Below are 25,578 nucleotides of genomic sequence, written 5' to 3' on the forward strand. Positions count from 1 at the left end.
CCGCATGGTCGAGCAGGCGAGCAGGCTCAAGAACGTCCGGTACGACATCCGTGGCCCGGTGCTGCGCCGCGCCCAGGAACTCGAGGCCGCGGGGCACCGCATCCTCAAGCTCAACCTGGGCAACCCGGCGCCCTGGGGACTGAGCACACCGGAGCCGATCGTCGCCGACATGGTGATGCACCTGGGCGACGCCGAGGGTTACAGCGACGCGCGCGGTATCTACTCCGCCCGGGTCGCCGTCGCGCAGTACTACCAGACCCTCGGGGTCTCCAGTGTGCAACCGGACGACGTGTTCCTCGGCAACGGCGTCTCCGAGCTGATCGTGATGTCGCTGCAGGCGCTGCTGAACACGGGCGACGAGGTGCTCGTGCCGAGCCCGGACTATCCGCTGTGGACCGGCGCGGTGACGCTGTGCGGCGGGCGGCCGGTGCACTACCGCTGCGAGGAGACCCAGGACTGGGCGCCCGACCTGGAGCACGTGGCCGCCCAGGTCACCCCGAACACCCGGGCCATCGTGATCATCAACCCGAACAACCCCACCGGCGCGGTCTACTCGCGGGAGACCCTGCTGGGCCTGCTGGAGATCGCCCGGCGCAACAACCTGCTGGTCCTGGCGGACGAGATCTACGACAAGATCCTGTACGACGACGCCCAGCACGAGTGTGCCGCCGCGCTCGCGCCGGATCTGCTCGTGCTGACGATGAGCGGCCTGTCCAAGGCGTACCGGGCGGCCGGCTTCCGGTCCGGCTGGATGGCGGTCAGCGGGCCGACCACCCACGCCTCGGAGTATCTGGAAGGCCTGCAACTGCTGGCCAACATGCGGCTGTGCCCCAACGTGCCGGCCCAGCACGCCGTGCAGACCGCGCTCGGCGGCTTCCAGAGCATCACCACGCTGATCCGCCCGGGCGGGCGCCTCTACGAACAGCGCAACCACGCCTGGCGCAAGATCAACGAGATCCCGGGCGTCGACTGCGTCCGGCCGGCCGGCGCGCTGTACCTGTTCGCCCGGCTGGACCCCGAGGTCCACAAGATCCGCGACGACCAGAAAATGATCATCGACCTGCTGGAGCAGCAGCTGATGCTGCTCTCCCACGGCACCGGCTTCAACCTGCCCACCCCGGACCACCTGCGGATGGTCTTCCTGGCCCCGGTCGACGTGCTCGACGACGCCACCGACCGGCTGCGCCGTTTCCTCGAGACCTACCGCCAGTGACCGGCGGGCCGCCCGGGGCGGACGGTCCTACTTCTTGAGCCGCCGGCTGCCGGCGTGCCAGTCCTCGATCCGGCCCGGCTCCTCGGCGGTGACGCCGAACGACGGCAGCTGCGGCTGCTCGCGCAGGCTGCGCTTGAGCTCGGCGAATCCCGGGAACCGGGCGAGGCCGACGACGTGGTCCCACAGCTCGGCGGCCTGCTCCTCGCCGGGCAGCCGGCTGATCACCGGGCCGAAGAACGCGACGCCACCGGGCGGCTCGAAATGCACGATCGGCGTGCCCACATCTTTGCCCGTCAGGGAGAGCGCCTCGTCCGACTCAGCCTGGATCTCCCCGTCCCGGGAGGTGTCGTCGAGGAACCCGGCGAACGAGCCCGGCAGTCCCGCCTCGGCGAGCGCGGCGCCGGCCAGGTCGGGCGTGCCCTGCCAGCCGGGCGCCCGGCCCTCGTCGGGGCCGGTCTCGAAGATGCGGGCGCCGAACGCGGCGTACAGCGGGCCGATCGCTGCGCGACCGTGCTTCTCCCGTACGGCCGAGGCCACCCGTAGCAGGCGCAGCCCGGCTATGTGCTGGGCTTCGTAGTCCGCCGGGAAGTGGCTGTCGTAGTCGACGTGCGCGTTGACGTGACGCAACGAGATGAACCGCCAGTCGACCGTGTAGTCCCGCTGGGCCTGCACGATCCGGATCCACTTGCTGGTCATCCACGCGAACGGGCAGATCGGATCGAAATAGAAGTTGATGTCAGCCGTCATGCCTGTGACTCTCCCACTCATCAGCCCCACCGGCCCCGGCGTCTGTCCGCTCAGCGCGGAACTCGCCCGTTCTGCCTGCTCAGCCCTGGTACGCCTCCTGGGACGAACCGCTGTCCAACCCAGGAGGCATCCATGCGTACCCGACAAGGTCTGGCCGTTGCCGCCGCGACCGCGCTCTGGCTGGGGCTCGCCGCGGCCCCGGCCCCCGCCGCCCCCACCGACGAGCCTGATCCCGGCCGGCTCCAACAGTCCGTCCGCGCCGTCCGCGACCTGCTGCACAAGGCAGGCGACCGGATGCGGCCCGGCGAGGAGGTGACTCCACCGCCGGCCGGCGCGGACGCGATCCGCGTCGAGGCGGCCGGGCAACCACCCGCGGCCGTGCTCACCGACGGCGCCGCGCCGCCGCTCTACCGCCAGCGGGAGCTGGGCTGCGAGGTTCCCGCCTTCGCCGAGTCCCGGTTCGCGGGCTTCGACGCCCAGGTCACCAAGATGATGCAGGAGTGGGGCTTCATGTCGGCCTCGCTCGCCGTCGCCAACGAGTGCGGCACCATCTACGACCAGGGCTACGGCCGGGTCGGCCCGTGGTGGGCCCGCAACGCCCCGCCCGGTGCCGTCACCGACCTCGGCCCGGCGACGCCCGACGACGAGCTGTTCCGCATCGCCAGCATCACCAAGCCGCTGACCGCGGCGGCCATCCACGACCTCGACGAGCGTGGCCTGCTCGAGAAGACCGACCACGTCTTCTGCGTGAAGGGCGGCCCGGCGAACTGCATCCTCACCGTCAAGCTGCCCGACACCTTCGACAAACGCATCGGCGACCTGACCGTCAAGGACCTCGTCGGGCACCGGGGTGGCTTCGACAACAACAAGACCACCGACTACCTGTTCCGCGCCTGGGAGGTCTACCAGGCCCGCAAGCTCAGCGCGCCGCCGACGCCGCGCGACTTCACCGAGTTCATGCTCGGGCTCGGGCTCGACGTGGCCCCCGGCGCCGAGTACCACTACTCCAACCTGGGATACCTGATCCTGGGACTGGTCATCGAGAAGCAGGGTGGACTGCCGTACCGGGACTATGTCTTCCAGCGGCTGCTGGCCCCGCTCGGGATCGCGTCCGGCGACGTGGTGCTGTCGCGCACCAAGCGGCTCACCCGTAACACCCGCGAGCCCGCGTACTGGTGCGTCGACAAGAACTGGAACGCCAACGTGCCGATCAGCACGTTCGCCGGGGAGGCCGGGCAGCGGCGCTGCTACGCCGACGGCGGCTGGGTGCTGGAGTCGATGGCCGCGCACGGCGGGCTGTCCATGTCCGCCTCGGCGGTGGCCACGTTCTACGCGCACTGGTGGAACTTCGGCACCCCGCGTACGGCGGAGACCTACTGGAACTTCCCGGCCGGCACGAAGATCGCGTACTCGCACAACGGCCGGCTGGCGGCGACCCAGACCGTGGCGGCCCGCTGCGTCAACGGGCTCAACGTGGCGCTGCTGACCAACCAGCACGCCTGGGGCAGCTTCGACTGGGCCGCCGCGGAGCAACGGCTGTGCCGGGCCGCCGACGATTTCCTGGCCCAGGGCCCGTACTACTCGACCATCTGGGAACGCGACGGCCGCGACTGGCGCTCGCACCGCGCGACCCCGGCCGCCGGCTACCAGGCGCTGGTCGACACCACCAAGGCCGACGGCTTCCGGCTCGTCGACGTCAACGGCCACCGCGGGGACACCGGTACGACCTACGCCAGCACGTGGGTCCGCAACACCGACGGCACGCCCTGGGCCGCCACCCACGGGCAGACGTTCGCCGCGTTCACCACCCGCTTCGACGAGCTGAGCCAGGCCGGCTACCGGATGACCAAGGTCTCCGGCTGGCTCGACAACGGCGTACCGCGCTACGCCTCGGTCTGGACGGCCAACCCGGACAAGCGGTCCTGGATCAGCCACATCCGGATGACCGGCGCCGAATACCAGCAGCACGCCGACGAGTACGACGCCAAGGGTTACCGCCTGATCTCGGTGGACGGCTACGAGCTGGCCGGGCAGGCCCGTTACGCCGCCGTCTGGCTGGCCGACCCGGGCGCGACCGGTGGGGCGCACACGGCGACCCCGTACCGGGCGATCCACGGCGCGACGGCGGCGGCGTACCAGGCCTGGTTCGACGCGGCGGCGGCCGACGGTTTCCGGCTGACCGACAAGGACGTCTACACCGTGGGCCCGGCGGTGCGCTGGGCGGCGATCGCCACCCGGGACGACGGGCCGCCGACGCGCTCGTTCAGCACCTGGAACTTCTACACGTACCAGCCGCGCTGGGCTCAGCAGAAGGAGGCGGGCTTCCGGCCGGTGACCATCTCGGCCTACTGAGCGTGCCGTTCCGCGGCGGAGCGCGTGACGCAGAACTCGTTGCCGGCTGGGTCTTGCAGCACGACCCAGCCGGCGCCGTCGGGCGTGCGGTGGTCGCCCTGCACCGACGCGCCCAGCGCCAGCAGGCGGTCGACCTCCGCGTCGCGGTCCCGGTCGCCCGGTTCGAGGCAGACGTGCACCCGGTTCTTGCCGTGCTTGCTCTCCGGCACCTCCTGGAAATACAGCCGGGGCGCGCCCGGCGGCTCGATGACGACCTCCTCGTCGCCGGGGGCGCACTCCGGGTGGACCGGGTGGCCGATCACCTCGGCCCAGAAGACCGCCAACGCGTACGGGTCGGCGCAGTCGAACGAGACGTTGCGGATGAGCGAGACCATGCCGGCAGAGTAGTAGTGATCCACCCCGTGCTGGACATGAGTGGACGTGACCAGATCCCATGCCCCTATGACGGCCGACCCTCCGACGGGTGCTGAGCCCGCCGCCGAGGCCGCCTTCCGAGCCCTGTTCGAGGCCGCGTACGACGATCTGCTCCTCTTCGTCGAGCGGCGCACCCACGCCCTCGCCGCCGAGGACGTGGTCGCCGAGGTCTTCCTCACCGCGTGGCGCCGCCTCGACGACGTCCCGCCCGGCCTGGATCAGGCCCGGGCCTGGTTGTTCACCGTGGCGCACCATCTGCTGCGCAACAGCCGGCGCAGCGACCACCGTCAGCAGGCCGTCGCGTTGCGCATCCTGCGCGAGCCCGGCGCCGCGGAGAGCGGGGCACCGCCCGACGACGTCGCCGCCCGGATCGACCTGACCCGGGCCTGGGCCCGCCTCAGCCCGGGCGACCAGCAGGTGCTCACCCTGACCGTGTTCGAGGACCTGACCGGTCCGCAGGCCGCCCGGGTGCTCGGCATCTCCGCCACCGCCTTCAGCCTGCGACTCCTGCGGGCCCGGCGCCGCCTGCGCAAACACCTCACCGCCGTCCCCACCGAACCGGGAGCCACCTCATGACCGACCGATCCGACCTCGACAATCAGCTGCGCGCCGCGGCCACTCCGGTGACCCGGGGACGGGTGCGGCAGGCCTCCGCCCAGGCACTGCTGGAGCACATCGTCACTGTTCCCCGTACCGCCGAGGGCGTAGCCGGGCCCGCCGCCCGCCGCAGCCACCGCACCCGGTGGGCCCTCGCCGGGGCGGCCGCCGTCGCGGTCACCGGCGCCGCCCTGATCGTGCCCGGTCTCGGCGGCGGCGACCAGGCGTACGCGTCCTGGACCGCCACCCCGGCCGCGCTGCCGAGCGGCGACACCCGCGAGCTGAGCCAGGAGTGCGTCCAGGAGAAGCTGCAGCCCGAGTACGGTTACACCCAGGCCGAGCTGGCCGCCGCGAAGATGGTCCTCGGCGAGCGCCGCGGCGACTACAGCTACCTGTCCATCGCCACGTCCCGGTGGACCGCCACGTGCTTCCGCGACAAGGCGGGCGACGTGCACCAGGGCAGCATCATGGAGGCGCCGGTGACCGACGCCGCGCTCGGCCGCAAGGGCGTCGAGCTGCAGGGCTGGGGCCAGCTCAAGACCAGTGAGGGCTACGCCCGGCTGATGGCCGGACACCTGGGCTCGGCCGTGGTCGGGGTCGACGTCGTGCTGCCGGGCGGCAAGAAGGTCCAGGCCACGGTCGAGAACCGCTACTTCGTCGCCTGGTACCCGGAGGCGGTCGACGCGCCGGGCGGCACGACCCTCACCCTGCGGCTGGCCGACGGCAGCACGGTCGCGGGCCTGGCCGCCAAGGACCTGCACGACGCACCGGAACTGGACTGACCGGGACCGGCCGCGCCGCCCACCCGGGGCGGCGCGGCCGGTTCGCGAGTCACCCGGGTCCGACGGGGTACTACCCGGGGCGAGGCACCGCCGCGACCACCGAGAGGAACCCCATGAGCAGCGAGAACCGCGTCGTCACCAACGCCGCCAGCACCGACCAGCACATCACCGGCGGCCCGGAGACCGGCGACTTCATCACCGACCAGGCGCCCACTCCGACCACGCCGGCCCACGGCAGCAGCAACTCCGGCATCAACAAGACCGGCGCCAACAAGCCCGACGAGGCAACCGGCCAGTCCCAGGAGTGACGGCCCCCGACCTCACCATCGCCCTTGCCGAGCTCGGCCGGCGCGAGCCCGCCCTGGCCGGCATCGTCGAACGCTTCGGACCGCCGCCGGCGTGGCACCGCGAGCCCGGCTTCGGCACGCTGCTGCGGATCGTGCTGGAGCAGCAGGTCTCGCTGGCCTCGGCCCAGGCGGCCTACGACCGGCTCCGCGCGGTCGTCGAGCCCCTCACGCCGGGCGGATTCCTGCTCCTGGACGACGCCCGCCTGCTGGCCATCGGCTTCAGCCGCCAGAAGACCCGCTACGCCCGGGCGCTGGCCACGGCCGTGCTGGACGGCTCCCTCGACCTCGACGCCCTCGCCGGGCAGACCGATGAGCAGGTGGACGCGGCCCTGCGTACGATCCCGGGCATCGGCCCCTGGACGGCGACGATCTACCGGCTGATGGCCCTGGGCCGGCCGGACGCTTGGCCGGCCCACGACATCGCGCTGGCCCAGGCGGTCGCGGAGCTGTGGAACCGCCCGGCCCGCCCGACCCCCGAGCAGCTGCTGGAAGTCGCCGAGCCATGGCGCCCGTGGCGCGCGATCGCGGCGAAACTGCTGTGGCACTACTACCTCTCGACACCACGAAGGCCCGGCCGGTGACCGGGCCTCGTGGTGTGCGGGTGGTGCGTCAGAAGCCGGCGCGCCGGCTGCGGACGATCTGCAGCTTCGCGTAGTCCGGGGAGCTCGCCCTCACGGTGAGGAAGCGGGTTGTCGAACAGGACGCCGCGGCCGGCCAGGATGGCCTCGGCCCGGATGCCGGCCACGACGGTGTCACCGACCTGGACGAAGCTGGGCTCGGCATGCCCGTCACGCGCAGCTCCACCGGATCGGTGAACCGGGTCCAGGGCGCCTGCCAGTACGAGTAGTACACCTTGCCCTGCGCGAAGAAGGTCATGACGACTTTGCCGTCGCGCATCCGGGTCAGGTGGGGGTCCCGGGTGTCGATGCCTGCCACGGCGCCTGTTTGTCCAGCGCCGGCACCGGGCCGTCCCACCGTCCGGTGGCCGGGTCGAAGAACGACAACTCGATCCGGCCGACGGACCCGTGCTCGAGGGCCCGGTGCCAGACCGCCATGATGCGGTCGTCGGTGTCCTGGAGCTCGATGAAGGACGGGAACCGGGGCTCGTAGCCGTCCTCCTCGGTGGTGATCGTGCCGATGATGCGGATTACTGCCTGCGCCGGCTGGGGCGCCGGCGTCACGGCCAGCACCGCGGTCATCGCGGCGGCAGCGACGCGGTGGAGGCCTCGTGCGATTCGCAGCTTCCGCCTGTTTCGCTTGTGGACGGTCGTGGCGATGCCGAGGTGTCATCGCCCTCCCGGGTCCCGCAGGCGGCCGATCCGGGCCAGGACCGCGTCGACGTGCGGCCCGACCTGAGCCGTCAGCTCGTCGCTCCAGGTCTCGTCGGCATAGGAGGTGGTCAGGTACAGGTCCCGGGCGAAGGCGAGCACCGGCCGGTGCTCCGGGGCCAGGCGGGCCAGCGCCCAGTCCGCCGCGGTGTCCTTGGCGACGATCGTGCCGGTGCCCAGCGTGGTCCAGATGCGGGCGAAGGTCAGCAGCACGTTGCGGGTGTCCCCGGCCAGGTCGGCGAGCAACCCGGGGATGCCGTCCACGCCGGCCCGGACCAGCAGCTCGGTGGGCACGGGGTCGAGCACCCGCGCCGGCGGGGATCCGGCCAGCGTACGGTCCCCGGCCAGGGTCACCGCGGCCTCCAGGGCCAGGCCGGGCATGGGTCCGGGCGCGGGGACCAGGCCGGCCTCGTAGTCGGCGCGCAGCCACTCGCCGTACAGGAAATCGCCGGTCGGTGGGTAGCGCCAGGGCCGCACTGCGGCCTGGACCACGACGGTGAGCTCCACCGGCCGGGCCCCCACCGCGGAACCGGAGATCGGCAGCAGGCCGGCGATCAGGGCCCGCCGCTGCTCCTCGGCCAGCGAGCGCCGGGTGACCGCGAGGATGTCGACGTCGCTGGCCGGCCGCAGGCCGCCGAGGACGGCCGACCCGTGCAGGTACGCACCGATCAGCTCCGCCCCGGCGACCTCGGTGATCAGCTCGACGACCCGCTCAACTTGCTCCATCCGGCGATCCTGGCACCCACCAGACGGTCGTGTCCGCCGGAATTTCCGCCTCCGCGCCCGACAGGTCCACCGGTCCGCTGGTCAGCAGGGCCTGGCCCGGCCGCGGGATGCGGATCGGCGCGCCGGTCATGTTGACCGTGCACCGCAGGGCGTCTCCGCGTGCGAAGACCAGCAATCCGTCCGGGCCTTCGCACCAGCGCAGGTTGTCCGCCCCGCCCAGCGCCGGGTCGGCCCGGCGCAGCGCCAGCGCCGCCCGGTACAGCTCCAGGGTGGACGCCGGATCGCCCTGCTGGGCCGCCACGCTCAGCCGGGCCCAGCTCGCCGGCTGCGGCAGCCAGCTGGCGCCGCCTTCGGGGCCGAAGCCGTACGGCGCCCGGTCGCCGTCCCAGGGGATCGGGACGCGGCAACCGTCGCGGTAGCCGTCCTGGCCGGTCGCGCGGTGGAACGCCGGGTCCTCGCGGACCTCCGGCGGCAGGTCGATCACTTCCGGCAGGCCGAGCTCCTCGCCCTGATACAGGTACGCCGAACCGGGCAGCGCCAGCAGCAGCAAAGTGGCCGCCCGGGCCCGTCGCAGGCCGGCCACCGGGTCCACCTCGGCCGGCCGGCGTCCCGCCACGTCACCCTCGTCGGCCTGCAGCAGCCGGCTGGTGTGCCGCACCACGTCGTGGTTGGACAGGGTCCAGGTGGCCGGGGCCCCCACCCGCCGCATGGCCGCGAGGGACTCGTCGATGACCCGCCGCTGGGTGGCGACGTCCCAGGCGGTGCCCAGGTAGCTGAAGTTGAACGCCTGGTGCAGCTCGTCGGGCCGGACGTAGTTGGCGACCCGGTCCAGGGTGGGCGCCCAGGCCTCGGCCACCGCGATCCGCTCGCCCGGGTACTCGTCGAGGATCCGGCGCCAGCTGCGGTAGATGTCGTGCACGCCGTCGCGGTCGAAGCAGGGGCTCACGCCCACGTCGAGCAGGTGCCATTCGGTGCGGGCGCCCAGGTCCGGCAGGCCCGCGGCCTTGACCAGGCCGTGGGCCACGTCGATGCGGAAGCCGTCGACGCCCAGGTCCAGCCAGAAGCGCAGGATGGTGCGGAACTCGTCGGCCACCGCCGGGTGGTCCCAGTTGAAGTCGGGCTGCTGCGGCGCGAACAGGTGCAGGTACCAGTCGCCCGGGGTGCCGTCCGGATCGGTGGTACGGGTCCAGGCCGGGCCACCGAAGATGGACGGCCAGTCGTTGGGCGGCAGCTCACCGGCGGCGCCGCGACCGGGGCGGAAATGGTAGCGGGCGCGCATCGGCGAGCCGGGGCCCTCGGCGATCGCCCGGCGGAACCATTCGTGCTGGTCCGAGGAGTGGTTGGGGACCAGGTCGACGATGACCCGCAGGCCGAGGTCGTGGGCGTCGCCGATCAGGGCGCGGGCGTCGGCCAGGGTGCCGAACATCGGGTCGACCGTGCGGTAGTCGGCCACGTCGTAGCCGGCGTCGGCCTGCGGCGAGGCGTAGAACGGCGACAGCCAGACGGCGTCCACGCCCAGGTCCCGCAGGTAGGGCAGGCGGCTGCGGATGCCCGGCAGGTCGCCGATGCCGTCGCCGTCGGAGTCGGCGAAGCTGCGCGGATAGATCTGGTAGATGACCGCGTCCCGCCACCAGGAGGTGGGCGCGGTCGCGGTGGCGCCGTCGCGCTCAGCCGTCGGGTCTGCGGTCAGTTGATCGGTCATGGCGGCTGACGCTAGCAGGTTACTAACTCGTGTTACATAGCTCGCGACCGAGTTTTTCGAAGGGCTCGGTCAGGCCGGTTTCGCCGTGGAGTCGCGCACGATGAGCGAGGTGCCCAGCGACTGGTGCGGGTGCTGGTCCTCGCCGCGGATCGCCGAGATGAGGAAGTCCGCCGCCGTACGGCCCTTGGTCACGATCGGCTGGCGGACCGTGGTGAGCCGAGGCCGGAACCAGGCCGACTCGGCCAGGTCGTCGAAGCCGGTCACCGACACCTCGCCGGGCACGTCCACACCGAGCTCCTGCAGGGCGTCCACCGCCCCGTAGGCCAGCACATCGGACAGGGCCAGGATCGCCGTCGGCGGCTGCGGACCGGTCATCAGCGCCCGGGTCGCGCGGTAGCCGTCCGTCCGGGTCACCGGCACCTCGGCCAGCCGGATGTCGGCCAGACTCAGCCCGGCCTCGGCCAGCGCCTCGGTGATGCCGGCCATCCGCCGGGCCAGCGGCCCCCGGTACCCGCGCACCGCCCGGTCCGGCCCCGGGTCCATCGAGACCACCGCGAGCCGCCGGTGGCCCAGCTCCAGCAGATAGCGGGTGACCTCGCGGGCGCCGCCGTGGTCGTCGACGTCCACACTGGGCGCGTTCTCGTACCGGTCGCTGTCGATCAGCACGAACGGGATGTCGCGGCGCACCAGCTCGGCCACCTCACCACGATCGGTCTCCAGCCCGCAGACGATGAAGCCGTCCACCGCCGCGTACGGGATCGCCTTGAGGACGGAGTCCTGCAGCGGCGGCGTCAGCAACAGCGTGTAACCCTCCTGGTCGCACACCTGCCCGACGCCCATGAGGAACCGGGCGTAGTACGGGTTCTCCAGGATCCGGGCCAGTCGTTGCGGCAGCAGCACGCCCAGCGACTGGGTGGCACCGGACTGCAGCATCCGGGCCAGCGTGTTGGGGGTGTAGCCGAGCTCCTGCGCCGCCGCCAGGATCCGCTCGCGGGTCGCGGTGGAGATGCGCTGCGGGTTGTTGAAGGCGAAGGACACCGCCGAACGCGACACCCCCGCGGCCGCCGCCACGTCGCTGGACGTGGGCTTACCGTGGCGGCGCGGCTGCTCGCCGGTCCTTCTCGACGGCATCCGCCCCGACCTCGCTGCAGTAGGTGAGCGCCTACGATAACGCAGCGGCGGTCAGCAGCAGCCGGGTCACCGCGTGCACGTCGGCGTGCTCGTCGTCGCTCAGCAGCACCACGCTGGCCCGCCGCTCCGGCAGCCAGGCCGCGAAGGACACGAATCCCGGGATGTCACCCGGGTGGAACCAGGCCCGGTGGCCGCCGACCGTGCCGACGAACAGGCCGTAGCCGTAGTGGCCGGCGAAGAAGGAACGACCCGGACGCGGCTCCTCGGCCGTGGGGGCGAGCGGGCCGGTCAGCACCGCGTGCGACTCGAAGCCCAGCAGCGCACCGGCGTGGAGCTGCTCCTGATAGCGGCTCAGGTCGCCGACCGTCGACCACACGTCGCTGGTGCCCGCCATCGGGGACAGGGTTTCCCCCTCGACCGCGTCGTCGGCGGGCCGGCCGATGGTGGTCGCCGTCATCCCGAGCGGCGCGAACACGTGCTCGGCGAGGAAGTCGCCGTACGGCTGCCGCGCCGCCTGCTCGACGATGGACGCCACCAGCAGATAGCCCGGGCTGCTGTAGAGCCAGCGCAGGCCGGGCCGGCTGGCCGGTGTCCCCTGCGGGATCAGCCCCAGCCGGTCGGTGATCGCCATCGCCGCGCCCACGTCGAACCCGGGCTCGGCACCCCAGTGCGGCAGGCCGGAGGTGTGGGTCAGCAGGTGGTGCAGGGTCACCTCACGCCACCAGGGCGGGCTGCCGGGTAGCCAGCGCGCGACCGGCCGGTCCAGGGCGAGCTCGCCGCGCTCGGTGAGCAGCAGCGCGGCCACGGCGGCGAACTGCTTGCCGATCGAGGCGACCGGGAAGCGGGTCGTGAGCGTGACGGGCGGGCCGGCGGACTGCACCGCGACGGACCCGCCGACGGTCACCAGCGCGGCGCCGCGCAGGCCCTCGAGTGTGCGCATGGCCGACAGGCTATCCCTGTTCAGCGCGGATGCGGAGGCCTCAGGCGGCCGGGAGCCGGATGGTGAAGGTCGTGCCGGCTCCTTCGGCCGACTCCACCTCGATCCGGCCGTCGTGGTTGTCCACCACCGTGTTGACGATGGCCAGGCCCAGGCCGGTGCCGGGAACCGCCTGCCGGACCGCGTTGCTGGCCCGGAAGAAGCGGGTGAACAGCGCCTTCTGCTCCCCCGCCGGGATGCCCATGCCGGTGTCGGCGACCACCAGGACGATCTCGGCTCCCTCGCGGCGGGCCGCCACCCGCACCTCGCCCCCGCCCGGGGTGAACTTCACCGCGTTGGCCAGCAGGTTCATCAGGACCCGGTCGAGCTGATCGGGGTCGGCGTGCAGCGGCAGCGGACCCCGCACGTCGGTGTGCAGGGTGACCTCCGCCTTGGCGGCCGCCGGCGCGATCACCTCGACCGCGTGCTCGACCAGCGAGACCAGCTCGACCGGCTCCCGCGAGGTGGAGAACGCCCCGGACTCGATCTTGGAAAGGATCAGCATCTCCTCGATCAGGTCCCGCAACCGCCGGGTGTTGCGGCCGATCACGTCCAGCATCTTGGCCTGCGGCGCGTTCAGCTCGCCGGCCTCGGCGTCCAGCAACAGCTCGACGTACCCGGCGATGCTGGTCAGCGGGGTCCGCAGCTCGTGCGAGACGGTGGACATGAAGTCGGTCTTGGCGGTGTCGAGCTCCTGCAGGCGGGCGACCAGATGCTGCTCGCGCTCGTACAGGCGGGCCAGGTGCACGCCGCGGCCCAGGTCGGCGGCGACCACCTCGACGAGCCGCACGTCGACCGGGGTGAAGGCCGGGCCGTGATCGCGCAGCAGGGTGAGCGCACCCAGGCACTCCTCACCGACACTGACCGCCACGGTCAGCACCGCCTCGGCCCCGGCCTCGGCGCAGGCCCGGATCTCGGCCACCGGCGGCTGCACGTCCCCGGCCGGCGACGCGTCGTCGGTGGTCCATACGTCACCGCCGGAGAGCCAGCCGACGTCGCAGGCGGCGAGCGGGGCGAGGCGGCCGGCCACGTGCTCGTCACCGAGGCTCGCGTACTGCGGCACATCGGTCTGTCCGGGAGCCATCCGGACCAGCACATGGTCGGCGTTCATCGTGGCGGCCAGGCCCCGGATCGCCTCGCTGATCGCGTCCTGCACCCGCAGGTGCGCCCGGATGCGGTAGCCGAGCTCGCGGACCTCGCTGCGCAGCCGCGCCACGTCACCTTCGGCGACGCGGATCCGTTCCCGCTCGTCGGCCATGGCGTTGACCGCGGCCGCGACAGCCCGGATCTCGGTCGGCCCGCGGCCCGTATCGGCCCGGGCGTCGAGCCGGCCGGCACCACGCTCGTCGAGCACCCACGCCACAGCACCGAGCGGGCGGGTGATCCGGCGGGCCGTCAGCAGCGCCGCGACCCCGGCTGTCGCCGCCGCCACCAGCGTCAGCACGATCACCACGACCACGGTGACGCCGCCCAGCCAGGAGCTGCGCCGCTGCAGGGTGGTGACGCGCCGGGCCAGGGTCCGGTCGAAGGCCTCGTTCTCGCTGACGAAGGCCTGGAACAGCGGCTTGCCCTCGGTGACGAAGCGAGCCGCGGTGTCGCTGCGGGGCGGCGCCCGGCGCTGCTGCTCGGCCAGGGCCCACCAGATGTCCGCCCGGACCAGCTGGGCGTCGACGGCCGGCTCCTCGGCGGCGGTCGCCAGCTCCAGCAGGTTCAGGCTCGCCTGCGTGTACTCGCCGCGGGCGGAAAGGTACGTGTCCAGCACCTGGGTGTCGCCGGTCAGCAGATATCCGCGCAGTCCCCGCTGGGCGTCGCCGAGCACCGCTCGCAGCCGGGCGTTGGCCAGCTCCAGCGGTTGCACGTGGGTCGAGAGCTCGCGGACCACCCGGTGCTGCACCAGGACCGTGGTCATCTCGGTCAGCCCGGAACAGACGATCAGGGCCACCAGGACGGCGAACGACCTCGTCAGCAGGCGCCCGACAGAGGGGTCACGGCGCATGGGAGCCGGCTCAGGCCCGGGCTCGGCTCAGCAGGGCCTGGATCCGGGAGACGAGCTCACGGGGACTGAACGGCTTGGTCACGTAGTCGTCGGCGCCGGCGCTGAAGCCGCCCTCGACGTCCTGCTCCTGCACCCGGGCGGTCAACATGATGATCAGCATGCCGGCGGTGGCCGGCTCGGCCCGCAGCATCCGGCACACGTCGATGCCGGAGAGCCCGGGCATCGAGACGTCCAGCACGGCCAGCGTGGGGCGGCGGGCCCGGGCCTGCTCGAGAGCCGCCTGCCCGTCCTCGACCGCGATCACCTCGAGGCCGGACTGCTCGAGCTTGAACGCCACCAGGTCACGGATGTCGGCGTCGTCGTCGGCGACCAGGACCACCGTCACGGCCATTTCCCCCCGTCGAGGCCGCCCGGGAAAGCTCGGCCTACTTACGCTACTTAATCACACGATATCCGGTTAGTACCGGGTGTGACTGCCGCTCGGCGCAACCGCACGGCAACTGGTGCGCAGCCGCTCTCGCAGCCCCGCCGGGGTGTCCTGGGACCACGACACCCGACCGAGACGTACGGCAGGAGGACCTGATGACTTCCGTGAACCCCGACGACATCCGTACCGAGGCGCTGTTCGTCTCCGACCTGCAGCGCTCGCAGCAGCCGACGCCCGAGCTCATCCGGGCGGCGGTGACCGCGACGGTGGACCGGCTCGGCGAGCGCGGCTGCGCCGCCCTGGTCGCCCAGGAGTTCGGCGAGCACCCGGACTGCGCGCTCGGCCGCATGCAGTGGGCCCGCACCGCGGTACGTGGGGCGTACGCCGCCGCCTGACTCCCCCGTACGGCGGCGGGCGCTCACCCCTTCGCCTCGAATACGTACCGTGACGACCGAACCGCGATGTTTCCGCTGCTCGTACGGTTGCCGAGTGCCAATCGACGTCACAGCGCGTCACCGGGCCGGCGGAATCGGCCGGCTGCTCGCGGTGCGTACCGCGGTGCCCCGGCACGCCGCCGAGGCTCCCTTGGCCGACCGGGCGACCGTCGAGTTCCGCGTCCCGCGCTCCCGGCGGCGACTGCTGTGGGTACCGGCCGTGCTCGCCCTGCTCCTACTGGCGGCGGTCACTCCGCTGGCCTTCCGTGGTTCCGGGACGCCGCTGGCCGCCGTACCGCTGCCGACCGTCTCCGTCCCGCCGCCGCCGACCTGGACCGATCCGCCGGCCCCGACCGCCACCCACCCGCGGCTGCGGGCGGTCCGGCAGGCCGCCAAGCTGAGTCCCGCGTCGCCGTCGGCGTCCCCCAGCGCCCCCGCCCCGGTGCTGCTCGGCCCCGGCGCGGACGCCGACGTGGGCCCGCTGGTCGGGTCCTACTGCCGGGCCACGCACGGCCGGTTCAGCCTCGCGGTCGCCGCCGCGGACACCTGGACCTGCGCCCGGGTCGGCCGGGCCGGGATCGCGGTCGACATGGACGCGCTCTGCCGCCGGCGCTACGGCGAGGCGGCCTGGGCGGATCTCGGGCGCGCCGGTGACGCCCGGAGCTGGCGCTGCTACCGCGACGGCCCCTAGGATGACCGGCATGCACGCGCGATTGAGCATGTGGTGGCCCGCCGACCCGGCGGCCACACCCACCCGCGTGTAGATCACACCACCGCGGCCGCCTCCGACGAGGCGGCCTTTTTCGTACGGCCCGGTCCTCGGCGGCGACCCCAGCCCGGAACGAGGACCCGATGCAACCCTTCGCCCTGCTGCACCGTGACGGCGCCGACCACGTCGACGTGCTGACCGGCGATGTCGTCACCGTCGACACGCTGGCCGACATCCCGCTGACCCCGGGCCGGCCCGGACCGCAGACCCTCGCGCTGGTGCCGTACCGGCAGATCGCCGAACGCGGCTTCGCGTGCGTCGACGACGGCGCGCCGCTGGAGTGCCTGCGGATCGCCACCCGGACCGCCCGGCCGCTCGGCGAGATCATCGCCGAGCTGCCCGAGACGCCGGTGGCGCTGCGGGACGGCGGTTTCGACCTCTCCGACGAGGCGTACGGCGAGATCGTCGCCGAGGTGCTCCGCGACGAGATCGGCCACGGCGAGGGCGCCAACTTCGTCATCCACCGGGTCTTCACGGCCGACGTGGACGGCGACCCGCTGGCGGCCGCGCGGTCGGCGTTCCGCCGGCTGCTCACCCGGGAACACGGCGCCTACTGGACGTTCCTGGTCCACACCGGCACCCGCACTCTGGTCGGCGCCACCCCGGAACGGCACGTCAGCGTGGCCGACGGCCTGACCATGATGAACCCGATCAGCGGCACGTTCCGGCACGACGGCACGCGTGAGCTCACCGACTTCCTGGCCGACCGCAAAGAGATCGACGAGCTCTACATGGTGCTCGACGAGGAACTCAAGATGATGGCCGCGGTGGCCGAGCACGGCGGCCAGGTCGTCGGGCCGTACCTCAAGCGGATGGCGCACCTGACCCACACCGAGTACCTGCTGGCCGGCCGCGGCTCCCTGGACGTGCGCGAGGTACTGCGCGCGACGATGTTCGCCCCGACCGTCACCGGCAGCCCGGTGGAGAACGCCTGCCGGGTGATCGCCCGGCACGAGCGCCGCGGCCGCGGCTACTACGCGGGCGTGCTGGCGCTGCTCGGCCACGACGACGAGGGCCGGCAGACGCTGGACGCGCCGATCCTGATCCGCACGGCGGAGATCTCCCCGGCGGGCCGGCTGCGGGTGCCGGTCGGGGCCACGCTGGTCCGGCACTCGACGCCGGCGGGCGAGGTGGCCGAGACCCACACCAAGGCGGCGGGCGTGCTGGCCGCGCTGGGCGCGTCCTCGCCGCAGCGCCCACCGGTACGCCCGAACGACGACGACCCGGCGATCCAGGCGGCACTGGCCGCCCGCAACGACGGCCTCGCCCGCTTCTGGCTGGACCAGCGCCGCCCGGGCGCCCTGACCGTCCCCGAACTCGACGGCCGTACGGCGGTGATCGTCGACAACGAGGACACGTTCACGGCGATGCTGGCCCACCAGCTGCGTGCGCTGGGCCTGGCCGTGACCGTGGTGCCGTGGACCGTGCCCGTCGTCCCGCCGGCGGATCTGGTGGTGGTCGGCCCCGGCCCCGGCGACCCCGCCTCGGACGAGCCCAAGATGGTCCGCGTACGCGCGCTGGTGGCCGAGCTGCTGGCGACCCGGCAGCCGCTGCTGGCCGTGTGCCTGGGCCATCAGGTGCTCGCCGCGGCCCTGGGACTGCGGCTGCACCGACGCGACAGCCCGTACCAGGGAGTGGCCCGGGACATCCCGCTGTTCGGCGCGGTCCGCCGGGTCGGCTTCTATTCCAGCTTCACGGCGCTCTGTGCGGACGACCGGCTCGGCACCGCGTACGGCGAGGTGCAGATCGCCCGCGACGAGGCGGACGGCACCGTGCACGCCCTGCGCGGGGCGGGTTTCGCCGGCGTGCAGTTCCACCCGGAGTCGGTGCTCAGCGCGGACGGCATCACCGTCCTCACCGAACTGATCCCACCACTTGTCACTCAGGTGGTTAGTCCTGCCGCTGCGGGGTAGCGATAGTGACGTCGGTGGTTCAAGCGGATCGAGAGCCTCCGCTTGGACCACCGACCCACTGCTACCGGTCGGTGGCCGCAGCCAGCTGCCGGGCGTCGACGTAACCCTGATCGACGGCCAGATCTCCGAGGCGCTGCCAGGCCAGGTCCGAATTCGCCTGCAGGTCGAGCAGCTCCTCCAGCTCCCGTACGGTCAGCAGGCCCTGTTCGACCAGACGCTCACCGATACGACGCTGCGCGGTGACCGAGGGCCGCGGCACCCGCGACAGCAGCCGGGAGCCCGCTGCCACGCCCGCCACGGTGAGCAGGTGCAGCACCGGCGCCAGCGAGATGAGCAGGGTGAGACCGGCCCACACGTACAGCGACGGGTAGTCGTGGTCCAGCAGCTGCCCGGTGATGATGCAGGTCGCGGCCAGCGCCGCCCAGCCCAGGTGCGGCCGGAAGGTGCGCCAGGTGTCGCCGGTGGCGGCAGCGCCCTTGGCCGTGACGACGTAGGCCAGCGGCCGGCCGGCCAGCTGCGCCGCGGCCGCGGCCACGTAGATCGGCGCGGTGATCAGCTCCAGCGCCATCCCGGCCAGCCCCCACGAGCGGCGTTCGTGCTCGACCAGGTTGAACCGCTGGGTGAACTGGTAGAACACCATCCCGACGACGATGTTGGCCACGAACAGCACGCCCCAGGCCAGCGCCGGCAGCCGCGTGATGGTGACCCCGCCGACCAGGTAGACCGCGCTCAGCACGACGCCGATCACCCAGGACAGCGCGGTGGTCGGGTAGTGCGACTGCAGGGCGAAGAACGACAACCGCTGCCCACCGCGCAGGCGGGGCAGCAGCCGCGGCGAGTGCCGGCGGGCGATCTCCCAGATCCCGTACGCCCAGCGCTTCTGCTGACTGAAGAAGTCCGAGTACGTCGCCGGGCCCTCGCCCACGGCCAGGATGTCCGGGGTGTAGACGCCGCGCCAGGTGTTGCCCGAGACCGGGTTGACCGCGCCGTAGATCACCATCGAGGTGAGATGGTCCTCGATGATGCGGTCCTGGTAACCCTTGATCTGCTGGAACGCGGCCGGCCGGTAGAGGTGGTTGGTGCCGATCAGCAGCGGTGCGCCGTGACCGTTGCCGCCGCGCTGCATGATCCCGTGGAAGATGTACGCCAGCTCGGCCGCGCCCTTGGCCACGAAGGACTCGCTGATGTTCGCGTACACCTGCGGCGCGACGACGAACGCGGTGTCCGGGTCGGCGAAGTAGCCGAGGGTGCGCTCCAGGAAGTTCGGGTACGGCACGTGATCGGGGTCCATCTGGGCCACCACGTCGTAGTCGGCCTCGTGCGCCGCCCGCCAGGCGTTGTGGTTGCCGTGCTTGGTGCGCGCCTTGAACTCGCCGCTGGGCTGGTTCCACTCCGGGTGGCCCTTGCGGCTGAAGTGCCGGACGCCGATCTCCTCGCAGCGCCGACGGACCTCCTCGTCGTCGCCCTCGTCGAGCAGCCAGACGTCGACGGGGCCCTCGTGGCGTACCCGTTTCATCGCCCGCAGGGTCGTCATCACCAGGTCGACCGGCTCCTTGCCGGGCACGACGGTGGTCAGCACGGCGACCCGCAGCCCCGGCGAGGCCGGGATCGGCACCGGGTCGCAGGCCCGGGCCGCGAAAAAGGCCAGCACCCAGGTCCGCAGGCCGACGATGACCTGCAGCCCGATCATCAGGAACAGCCCGACGACCATGACCGTGTTGGCGACCGGCTGCCCGGGCTGGAACTGCGGCAGGTTGCCCGGCAGCAGCAGGTAGACCACCAGGGCGGCGGCCAGCGCGATGTGCAGCGAGGCGATGCCCAGCATCAGCCGGTGCTGGCCGCGGCCGAGCACCCGCCGGTAGCGGACGGTCTCGGTGGCCGGTTGCACCGGGCCGGTGATCTCGGTGGCGGTCCGGCCGTAGAGCTTGCCGGGGATCCGGCGCTCCAGGATCCGCTCGGGTGCGGGCCCGGGGCTCATCGGCGGCTCCGGGCCGCGGGCGGGGACAGTGGTGCGGGCAGCGGGCCGAGGACTGCGCGGTGGGACCCAGGGAGGGTGTGAGGGTTCACTCCCGAGCAATCGACGCCGCGGGCGGCGGGTTGAGGAAAGCCGCCCGCGGCGGTGTCTCAGCGCACAGTCAGCTCCCCGACGGCGCCGGGGCGCCCGGTGCGGCCGACGGGGGCGTGCCCGGCGCGGAAGGGCCGGCCGACGGCGGCGTGCCCGGCGCGGTCGAGCTGCCCGACGGCGGCGTGCCCGGCGCGGCCGGTGCCCCGCCGCGCTCGCCGCCCCGGCCGCCCGGCCCCCAGCCGCCCGGTCCCCCACCCGGGCCGCCCGGTCCGCGATGCCCCCAGCCGCCGCCCTGCTTGCCCTCACCCGCGGGCGCGGCCACGACCGAGGTGGCGTCCAGCGAGACGCCGTCCGCGTTCACCGTGCCCTCGGCGTGGATCCGGGTGCCGACCGCGACCCCGTCCGGCTTGCTCTTGATGTTGATCTGACGGGTGAAGCCGCTGTGGTCGGTGATCAGGATCCGGGTGTCGCTGATCGACTTCACCGTGCCTTCCAGATGCGGCGTGTGGGCCTGTGCCGGGCCGCGGCCCGGACCGGCCGCACTCGCCGGCGGCGCCGCGGAGCCGCCCGGTGTGGGCGTGTCCGCGGCCTGGGCCAGCCCGGCGACGCCGAGCGCGAGACCGCCGCCGAGAGCCACGGCCACGGCCACGCGCCGGGCCCGCTGGGTGCTGAAGATCGGTGGCAAAGCTCCTCCAGTGCTGGATGTCGGTTCCGGTGCTCGTCCCACCGTCGCCCGCGAAACTGAAGCAGGGCTGAATCGGCGGCGGTCTTCAGCTGTTCTTCAGCTCGGTGCTCGGTCACGCACAGGCGCGCTGCTGATACTTCGGCCATGGTGGCGAGAGTGCTGGTCGTGGAGGACGAGGACGCGATCCGGGCACCGCTCGCGGCGGCGTTGCGGGGTGCGGGGCACGAGGTGCGGGAGGCGGCCGACGGCGCCGGTTTCGAGGAGGTCGTCGACGCGTACCGGCCGGATCTGGCCCTGCTCGACGTGCAGCTGCCCGGCGGCCGCGACGGCTTCGCGCTGGCCGCGGCGCTGCGCGGGCGCAGCGACTGCGCGGTGCTGATGGTCACCGCCCGCGACGCGGTCGACGACCGGCTCCGGGGGTTCGCCGCCGGCGCCGACGACTACGTGGTCAAGCCGTTCGCCACCGTCGAGGTGCTGGCCCGGGTCGGGGCGATCCTGCGCCGGCTCGGCCGGGTGCCCTCCACGGTGCAGGTCGGCGACCTGGTGGTGGACGAGGACGCCCGGCTGGCGGTGCGCTCGGGGCAGGCGCTGGAGCTCACCGCGACCGAGTTCAAGCTGCTGGCCTACCTCGCCGGGCACCGCGGCCGGATCCTGTCCAAGACCCAGCTGCTCACCCAGGTCTGGGGCTACGACGAATACGACCCGAACCTGGTCGAGGTGCACGTCAGCGCGCTGCGCCGCAAGCTCGAGCAACACGGCCCCCGGCTCATCCACACCGCCCGCGGCCTGGGCTACGTGGTCCGCCCGTGAGGCTGCTGCGGCCGTTGTCGCTGCGGGGCCGGGTCACCTGGGTGGTGCTCGGCCTGCTCGCCGTGATCCTGGTGGTGCTCTTCACCGCCGTCGACATCGTGCTGTCCGCCCGGCTGCATGCTGACGCCCGTACCCGGCTGACCGACCGGGTGACGCTCGCCGGGCAGCTCGACCCCCAGCTCAGCGCCCAGCAGCTCGTGGACCGGCTGCGCGGGGACGGGGTGACCGCCCGGCTGTGCGTCCGCGACGGCGGCGGCTGTGTCGCGGCGGCGTCCGACCCGGCGCCACCGGGCCGGCGCTTCCCCACCGGCGGCCCGGCCCGGCCGCGGCCCGCCGGCGCCCGGGCCGAGGTCCCGGTGGAGACGGCCGGCAGCGTCATCTTCGTGCGCACCGAGCTGAGCGGGAACCAGATCCTCACGCTGAGCCTGGACACCACCCAGATCACCGACGCGGTCCGCCGGCTCGTCTTCCTGGAGGTCGTCGGCGGGCTGCTGGCGCTGCTGCTCGCCGGGCTCGCCGCCGCCCGGTTGTCGCGCGCGGCGCTGCGCCCGCTGGAGGACATGACCACCCTGGCCGGGCAGATCGCCGCCGGCGACCGGGGACGCCGGCTGGGCCACCCGCGCACCGACTCCGAGCTGGGCCGTACCGCGGCCGCGTTCGACTCCATGCTCGACGAACTGGAGGCGGCCCTGGCCACCGCGAACGCCGCCGAGGCCGGGATGCGCTCGTTCCTGGCCGACGCGTCGCACGAGCTGCGGACGCCGGTGGCCGGGCTCCAGGCGAACGCCGAGCTGCTGCTGCGCGAGGACCTGGACCGCCCGGAGCGGGAACGGGTCGCCGTCGCCATGATCCGCGAGACCCGCCGCGCCGCCCGGCTGGTCGACGACCTGCTCACCACGGCCCGGCTCGGCCAGGGCGGCCTCCGGCTGGCCACCGAACCGGTCGACCTGGCCCGGCTGGCCGAGGCCGAGACGGCCCGGGCCCGCACGCTGGCGCCGCAGCTGAGCTTCGCCGTCTCCGCCGAGCCGGCCCCGGTCGTGCACGGTGATCCGGTGCGGCTGGGCCAGATCGTCACCAACCTGCTCGACAACGCCCGGCATGCCACCCCGGCGGGCGGAACGGTGACGGTCACCGTGCGGCGCGACGGCGAGCGCGTGGTGCTGGAGGTGGCCGACACCGGGCCCGGCGTGCCCGCCGCCGACCGGGCCCTGATCTTCGAACGGTTCGGCCGCGGCGACACCTCACGCTCCCGCGACACCGGCGGGGCCGGGCTGGGCCTGCCGATCGCCCGCGGCCTGGCCGCAGCGCACGGCGGCGATCTCCGGTACGTGGACAGCCCGGCCGGCGCCCGCTTCCGGGTGGAACTGCCCGCGGCGACGTAGGTTGCTGGAATGGAATACCGCACTCTCGGCCGCAGCGGCTGCGCCGTCTCCAGTCTCTGCCTGGGCACCATGACCTTCGGCGCCGAGTCCGACGAGGAGGTGTCGCACGCCCAGCTCGACCGGTTCGCCGAGGCCGGCGGCACGCTCGTGGACACCGCCGACGTCTACTCCGCCGGCGAGTCGGAACGGATCATCGGCCGCTGGTTCGCCTCGCGCAGCGCCGACGTCACCGAACCGATCGTGCTGGCCACCAAGGGCCGCTTCCCGATGGCCGGCGACCCGAACGGCGCCGGCCTGTCCGCCCGGCACCTGACCCGCGCGCTCGACGCCTCGCTGACCCGGCTCGGCCTCGACACGATCGACCTCTACCAGGCGCATTCCTGGGATCCGGTGACCCCGCTGGAGGAGAGCCTGCGCACCCTGGACAGCTTCGTGCGCCAGGGCAAGATCCGCTACTACGGCTTCTCGAACTTCACCGGCTGGCAGCTCACCAAGGCGGTGCACCTGGCCCGCGAGCTCGGCCTGGCCGGCCCGGTGACCCTGCAACCGCAGTACAGCCTGCTGGTGCGCGAGATCGAGTGGGAGATCGTGCCCGCCGCCCGCGACGCCGGCCTCGGGCTGCTGCCGTGGAGCCCGCTCGGTGGTGGCTGGCTCAGCGGCAAGTACCGCCGCGATCAGCGGCCCAGCGGAGCGACCCGGCTCGGCGAGGACCCCGGGCGCGGCATGGAGGCGTGGGAGCGGCGCGGCACCGACCGGAACTGGGCGATCATCGACGCGGTGCAGTCCGTGGCCGAGGCCCGCGGCGTGTCGATGGCCGAGGTGGCGCTGGCCTGGGTCACCGACCGGCCCGGCGTGACCTCGACGATCCTGGGGGCCCGTACGGTCGAGCAGCTGGAGACCAACCTGCGGGCGGCCGAGCTGCACCTCGAGGCGGCGGAGGTCGCGGCTCTGGATGAGGCGAGCGACCTGCACGCGCCGGACTACCCGTACGGGCCGCTCGGCCTCGACCAGCGCAACCGCACCCTGTGACCCGGCCTAGGATCGCAGCCATGGAGGCCACCTACTTCTTCGACCCGGCATGCCCGTTCACCTGGCGCACCTCGCGCTGGCTGGTCGGGGTGGCGCCGGAGCGCGACGTGACACTGCACTGGCGCGCATTCAGCCTGTCCATCCTCAACGGCGACAACGTCCCGGACCAGTACAAGCCCATGATGGCGGCGTCGTCGCGGGCGCTGCGACTCGTCGAGGCGCTGCGCGCGGACCACCGCGACGACACCATCGCCACGTTCTACACCGAGCTCGGCACCCGGACGTTCGAGGCGGGCGAGGCGCTCACCGACGAGATCGTGGTGGCCGCCGCCGAGGCCGCGGGTGTGCCCGATCCCAAGACGGTGCTCGACGACGAGTCCTGGGACGAGGCGGTCCGCACGTCGCACGAGCTGGCGTTCGGCTCGGCCGGCCCGGACATCGGCTCCCCGGTGCTGATGATCGAGGGCGCCGGGCGCGGCGTGCACGGACCGATCATCGACGAGGTCCCGGACCGCGAGGAAGCCCTGGCGATCTGGGACGCGGTCGTCCCGCTGGCCCGCAGCGACACGTTCTTCGAACTCAAGCGCGGCCGCTCCTAGATCCGACGTTTGGCGGCGCGACGTGGTTGGGTAACTGCGTCGCGCCGTCACCGGTACAACGAGGAGAGCTCCATGCAAGAGCCGCAGATCCACCTGGACCCCGCATCGCTCAGCCCGGTGGAGGAGAAGCTGCGCGGCCCGCTCGAGGAGCAGCTCACTTCCGCCCTGCAGCACGCGACCGACAAGGTCAGCCACGACTACGCGGGCGAGCCGGTCGACACGGTGACCGGCCGGCTGCTGGAGCAGACCCGCGCCGGCCTGCACCCGGACATCGCCGCGGGCTTCACCCCGGACCAGGGCGAGCTGCGCCGCGTCGCCGAGGCGATCGTCCACACCGGCTGACTCCGCTCAGCGGCCGGGCAGCGTCTGCAGCGCCTGTGACCGCCGTGCCACCAGCTCGGCGTAGGTGCCGTCACGCTCGGCCCACCGGTGCATCCGTACGCCCTCGACCAGGATCTCCGGCGGTGTCGGTTCCGTCGCCAGCAGCGCCATCACCTCGTCGAGGTAGCCGTCGAGCGGCAGCGCCGCCGGGTTGACCCGCTGCTGTCCCGCGGTGGCGACGGCGGGCGGAACCAGCTCGGCCACCTCGACGCCGGTTCCCGCGAGCTGGGCCCGCAGCGCTTCGGTGTAGGCGTGCACGCCAGCCTTCGACGCGCCGTAGCCGGGCATCAGCGGGAACGGCAGGAAGGCGATGCCCGAGCTCACCGTGATGATCGTCGCGGCCCCCCGGGCCAGCAGGTACGGGGTGAAGGCGTCGACCACTCGGATGGTGCCGAGCAGGTTCGTGGCGATCGTCGTCTCGGCCGCGGCGAAGTGCGCCGGGTCGCGCAGGTCCTCGGTGAGCATGACGCCGGACATCGTGACGACGACGTCAAGACCGGGGTACGCCGCGAGCACCTCGTCCCGGGCCCGCCGGACCGACTCGGGATCGGTGACATCGATCCGGACGGTCGCCAGCCCTTCCTGCGGCTCAGGGTTGCGGCCCCCGACGATGACCGTGCTGCCGGCGTCCAGGAATCGTCGCGCGAGCCCACGCCCGATCCCCGAGGTGCCGCCGACGATGAGAACTGTGCGCTGGGTGATCTCCACCGGGGCCTCCTTGTAGCTGTCCGGCGACTGCCGGACCATCTACCTGGAGACTCCCCCGGACGCCC

The 25,578-nt window shown here is 73.0% G+C and carries 27 protein-coding genes; 14 read left to right on the top strand and 13 right to left on the bottom strand.

Features of this window, described 5'->3' with window-relative positions:
- Positions 1-4 precede the first annotated feature (4 nt).
- Positions 5-1,213, top strand: a complete 1,209-nt coding sequence (locus AB0C12_RS13410; RefSeq protein WP_360547482.1) for a pyridoxal phosphate-dependent aminotransferase — start codon at positions 5-7, stop codon at positions 1,211-1,213.
- Positions 1,214-1,240: 27 nt separating this feature from the next.
- Here AB0C12_RS13410 and AB0C12_RS13415 read toward each other — a convergent pair whose 3' ends face one another.
- Positions 1,241-1,960 carry a hypothetical protein gene (locus tag AB0C12_RS13415; protein WP_360547484.1) on the bottom strand — a complete coding sequence of 240 codons (720 nt, stop codon included), beginning with the start codon at positions 1,958-1,960 and terminating at the stop codon, positions 1,241-1,243.
- Between the two features lie 132 nt (positions 1,961-2,092).
- Between AB0C12_RS13415 and AB0C12_RS13420 the strand changes: the two genes are divergently transcribed.
- Positions 2,093-4,312 (top strand): serine hydrolase, encoded by a 2,220-nt coding sequence (locus AB0C12_RS13420; RefSeq protein WP_360547486.1) that lies wholly within the window; start codon positions 2,093-2,095, stop codon positions 4,310-4,312.
- Here AB0C12_RS13420 and AB0C12_RS13425 read toward each other — a convergent pair.
- Positions 4,306-4,686 (bottom strand): VOC family protein, encoded by a 381-nt coding sequence (locus AB0C12_RS13425; protein ID WP_360547488.1) that lies wholly within the window; start codon positions 4,684-4,686, stop codon positions 4,306-4,308. The two genes, AB0C12_RS13420 and AB0C12_RS13425, sit on opposite strands and share 7 nt — an antisense overlap.
- Positions 4,687-4,753: 67 nt before the next feature.
- Between AB0C12_RS13425 and AB0C12_RS13430 the strand changes: the two genes are divergently transcribed.
- From AB0C12_RS13430 to AB0C12_RS13445, 4 genes are all read left to right on the top strand, one after another.
- Positions 4,754-5,302, top strand: a complete 549-nt coding sequence (locus AB0C12_RS13430; protein WP_360547490.1) for an RNA polymerase sigma factor — start codon at positions 4,754-4,756, stop codon at positions 5,300-5,302.
- Entirely contained in the window at positions 5,299-6,105 is an 807-nt protein-coding gene (locus tag AB0C12_RS13435; protein ID WP_360547492.1) for a hypothetical protein, read from the top strand. Before AB0C12_RS13430 ends, AB0C12_RS13435 begins: the two co-directional genes overlap by 4 nt.
- Before the next feature lie 113 nt (positions 6,106-6,218).
- Positions 6,219-6,413 (top strand): hypothetical protein, encoded by a 195-nt coding sequence (locus AB0C12_RS13440; RefSeq protein WP_360547494.1) that lies wholly within the window; start codon positions 6,219-6,221, stop codon positions 6,411-6,413.
- On the top strand, positions 6,410-7,033 hold the full coding sequence (locus AB0C12_RS13445) for a DNA-3-methyladenine glycosylase 2 family protein (RefSeq protein ID WP_360547496.1): 624 nt from the start codon (positions 6,410-6,412) through the stop codon (positions 7,031-7,033). The genes AB0C12_RS13440 and AB0C12_RS13445 overlap by 4 nt, the downstream gene beginning before the upstream one ends.
- A gap of 28 nt (positions 7,034-7,061) precedes the next feature.
- Here the strand turns inward: AB0C12_RS13445 and AB0C12_RS13450 are convergent, their stop codons facing one another.
- The 8 genes from AB0C12_RS13450 to AB0C12_RS13485 all read right to left on the bottom strand — a co-directional run bounded on the left by AB0C12_RS13450 (position 7,062) and on the right by AB0C12_RS13485 (position 14,696).
- On the bottom strand, positions 7,062-7,388 hold the full coding sequence (locus AB0C12_RS13450; protein WP_360547498.1) for a hypothetical protein: 327 nt from the start codon (positions 7,386-7,388) through the stop codon (positions 7,062-7,064).
- Entirely contained in the window at positions 7,355-7,651 is a 297-nt protein-coding gene (locus AB0C12_RS13455) for a hypothetical protein (protein WP_360547500.1), read from the bottom strand. Before AB0C12_RS13455 ends, AB0C12_RS13450 begins: the two co-directional genes overlap by 34 nt.
- 87 nt (positions 7,652-7,738) lie before the next feature.
- On the bottom strand, positions 7,739-8,506 hold the full coding sequence (locus tag AB0C12_RS13460; protein WP_360547502.1) for an aminoglycoside adenylyltransferase domain-containing protein: 768 nt from the start codon (positions 8,504-8,506) through the stop codon (positions 7,739-7,741).
- Complete coding sequence (locus AB0C12_RS13465) at positions 8,493-10,208, bottom strand: glycoside hydrolase family 13 protein (protein WP_360547504.1); 1,716 nt, start codon at positions 10,206-10,208, stop codon at positions 8,493-8,495. Before AB0C12_RS13465 ends, AB0C12_RS13460 begins: the two co-directional genes overlap by 14 nt.
- A gap of 69 nt (positions 10,209-10,277) precedes the next feature.
- Positions 10,278-11,339 (bottom strand): LacI family DNA-binding transcriptional regulator, encoded by a 1,062-nt coding sequence (locus tag AB0C12_RS13470; protein ID WP_360547506.1) that lies wholly within the window; start codon positions 11,337-11,339, stop codon positions 10,278-10,280.
- 31 nt (positions 11,340-11,370) lie between these two features.
- The gene (locus tag AB0C12_RS13475) at positions 11,371-12,279 is read right to left on the bottom strand and encodes a serine hydrolase domain-containing protein (protein WP_360547508.1); all 909 of its coding nucleotides are present in this window, start codon (positions 12,277-12,279) and stop codon (positions 11,371-11,373) included.
- Positions 12,280-12,319: 40 nt separating this feature from the next.
- Positions 12,320-14,311, bottom strand: coding sequence for an ATP-binding protein (locus AB0C12_RS13480; RefSeq protein ID WP_360547510.1), 1,992 nt, complete (start codon positions 14,309-14,311; stop codon positions 12,320-12,322).
- Between the two features lie 10 nt (positions 14,312-14,321).
- Complete coding sequence (locus AB0C12_RS13485; RefSeq protein WP_360547512.1) at positions 14,322-14,696, bottom strand: response regulator; 375 nt, start codon at positions 14,694-14,696, stop codon at positions 14,322-14,324.
- Positions 14,697-14,893: 197 nt separating this feature from the next.
- Between AB0C12_RS13485 and AB0C12_RS13490 the strand changes: the two genes are divergently transcribed.
- The 3 genes from AB0C12_RS13490 to AB0C12_RS13500 all read left to right on the top strand — a co-directional run bounded on the left by AB0C12_RS13490 (position 14,894) and on the right by AB0C12_RS13500 (position 17,854).
- Complete coding sequence (locus tag AB0C12_RS13490) at positions 14,894-15,133, top strand: hypothetical protein (RefSeq protein ID WP_360547514.1); 240 nt, start codon at positions 14,894-14,896, stop codon at positions 15,131-15,133.
- 94 nt (positions 15,134-15,227) lie between these two features.
- On the top strand, positions 15,228-15,863 hold the full coding sequence (locus AB0C12_RS13495; protein ID WP_360547516.1) for a hypothetical protein: 636 nt from the start codon (positions 15,228-15,230) through the stop codon (positions 15,861-15,863).
- 161 nt (positions 15,864-16,024) lie between these two features.
- On the top strand, positions 16,025-17,854 hold the full coding sequence (locus tag AB0C12_RS13500; RefSeq protein ID WP_360547518.1) for an anthranilate synthase family protein: 1,830 nt from the start codon (positions 16,025-16,027) through the stop codon (positions 17,852-17,854).
- Between the two features lie 61 nt (positions 17,855-17,915).
- Here AB0C12_RS13500 and AB0C12_RS13505 read toward each other — a convergent pair whose 3' ends face one another.
- Positions 17,916-19,832: a glycosyltransferase family 2 protein gene (locus tag AB0C12_RS13505; RefSeq protein ID WP_360547520.1), complete on the bottom strand. Its 1,917-nt coding sequence runs from the start codon at positions 19,830-19,832 to the stop codon at positions 17,916-17,918.
- A 157-nt stretch (positions 19,833-19,989) separates the two neighbouring features.
- Entirely contained in the window at positions 19,990-20,604 is a 615-nt protein-coding gene (locus AB0C12_RS13510) for a hypothetical protein (protein ID WP_360547522.1), read from the bottom strand.
- A 144-nt stretch (positions 20,605-20,748) separates the two neighbouring features.
- On the opposite strand from AB0C12_RS13510, the gene AB0C12_RS13515 reads away from it, so the two are divergent.
- The 5 genes from AB0C12_RS13515 (at position 20,749) to AB0C12_RS13535 (ending at position 24,766) form a co-directional block, all read left to right on the top strand.
- Positions 20,749-21,414, top strand: coding sequence for a response regulator transcription factor (locus tag AB0C12_RS13515; RefSeq protein ID WP_360547524.1), 666 nt, complete (start codon positions 20,749-20,751; stop codon positions 21,412-21,414).
- A complete protein-coding gene (locus AB0C12_RS13520; RefSeq protein ID WP_360547526.1) occupies positions 21,411-22,796 on the top strand; it encodes a HAMP domain-containing sensor histidine kinase in 1,386 nt (461 codons plus the stop codon). Before AB0C12_RS13515 ends, AB0C12_RS13520 begins: the two co-directional genes overlap by 4 nt.
- 9 nt (positions 22,797-22,805) lie before the next feature.
- A complete protein-coding gene (locus AB0C12_RS13525) occupies positions 22,806-23,825 on the top strand; it encodes an aldo/keto reductase (protein ID WP_360547528.1) in 1,020 nt (339 codons plus the stop codon).
- Between the two features lie 20 nt (positions 23,826-23,845).
- Positions 23,846-24,424: a DsbA family protein gene (locus AB0C12_RS13530; protein WP_360547530.1), complete on the top strand. Its 579-nt coding sequence runs from the start codon at positions 23,846-23,848 to the stop codon at positions 24,422-24,424.
- Positions 24,425-24,496: 72 nt separating this feature from the next.
- Complete coding sequence (locus AB0C12_RS13535) at positions 24,497-24,766, top strand: hypothetical protein (RefSeq protein ID WP_360547532.1); 270 nt, start codon at positions 24,497-24,499, stop codon at positions 24,764-24,766.
- 6 nt (positions 24,767-24,772) lie between these two features.
- Here the strand turns inward: AB0C12_RS13535 and AB0C12_RS13540 are convergent, their stop codons facing one another.
- Positions 24,773-25,552, bottom strand: a complete 780-nt coding sequence (locus AB0C12_RS13540) for an SDR family NAD(P)-dependent oxidoreductase (protein ID WP_360547534.1) — start codon at positions 25,550-25,552, stop codon at positions 24,773-24,775.
- Positions 25,553-25,578: the final 26 nt, after the last annotated feature.

The sequence above is a fragment of the Actinoplanes sp. NPDC048967 genome (assembly GCF_040649415.1).
GTDB lineage: Bacteria > Actinomycetota > Actinomycetes > Mycobacteriales > Micromonosporaceae > Actinoplanes.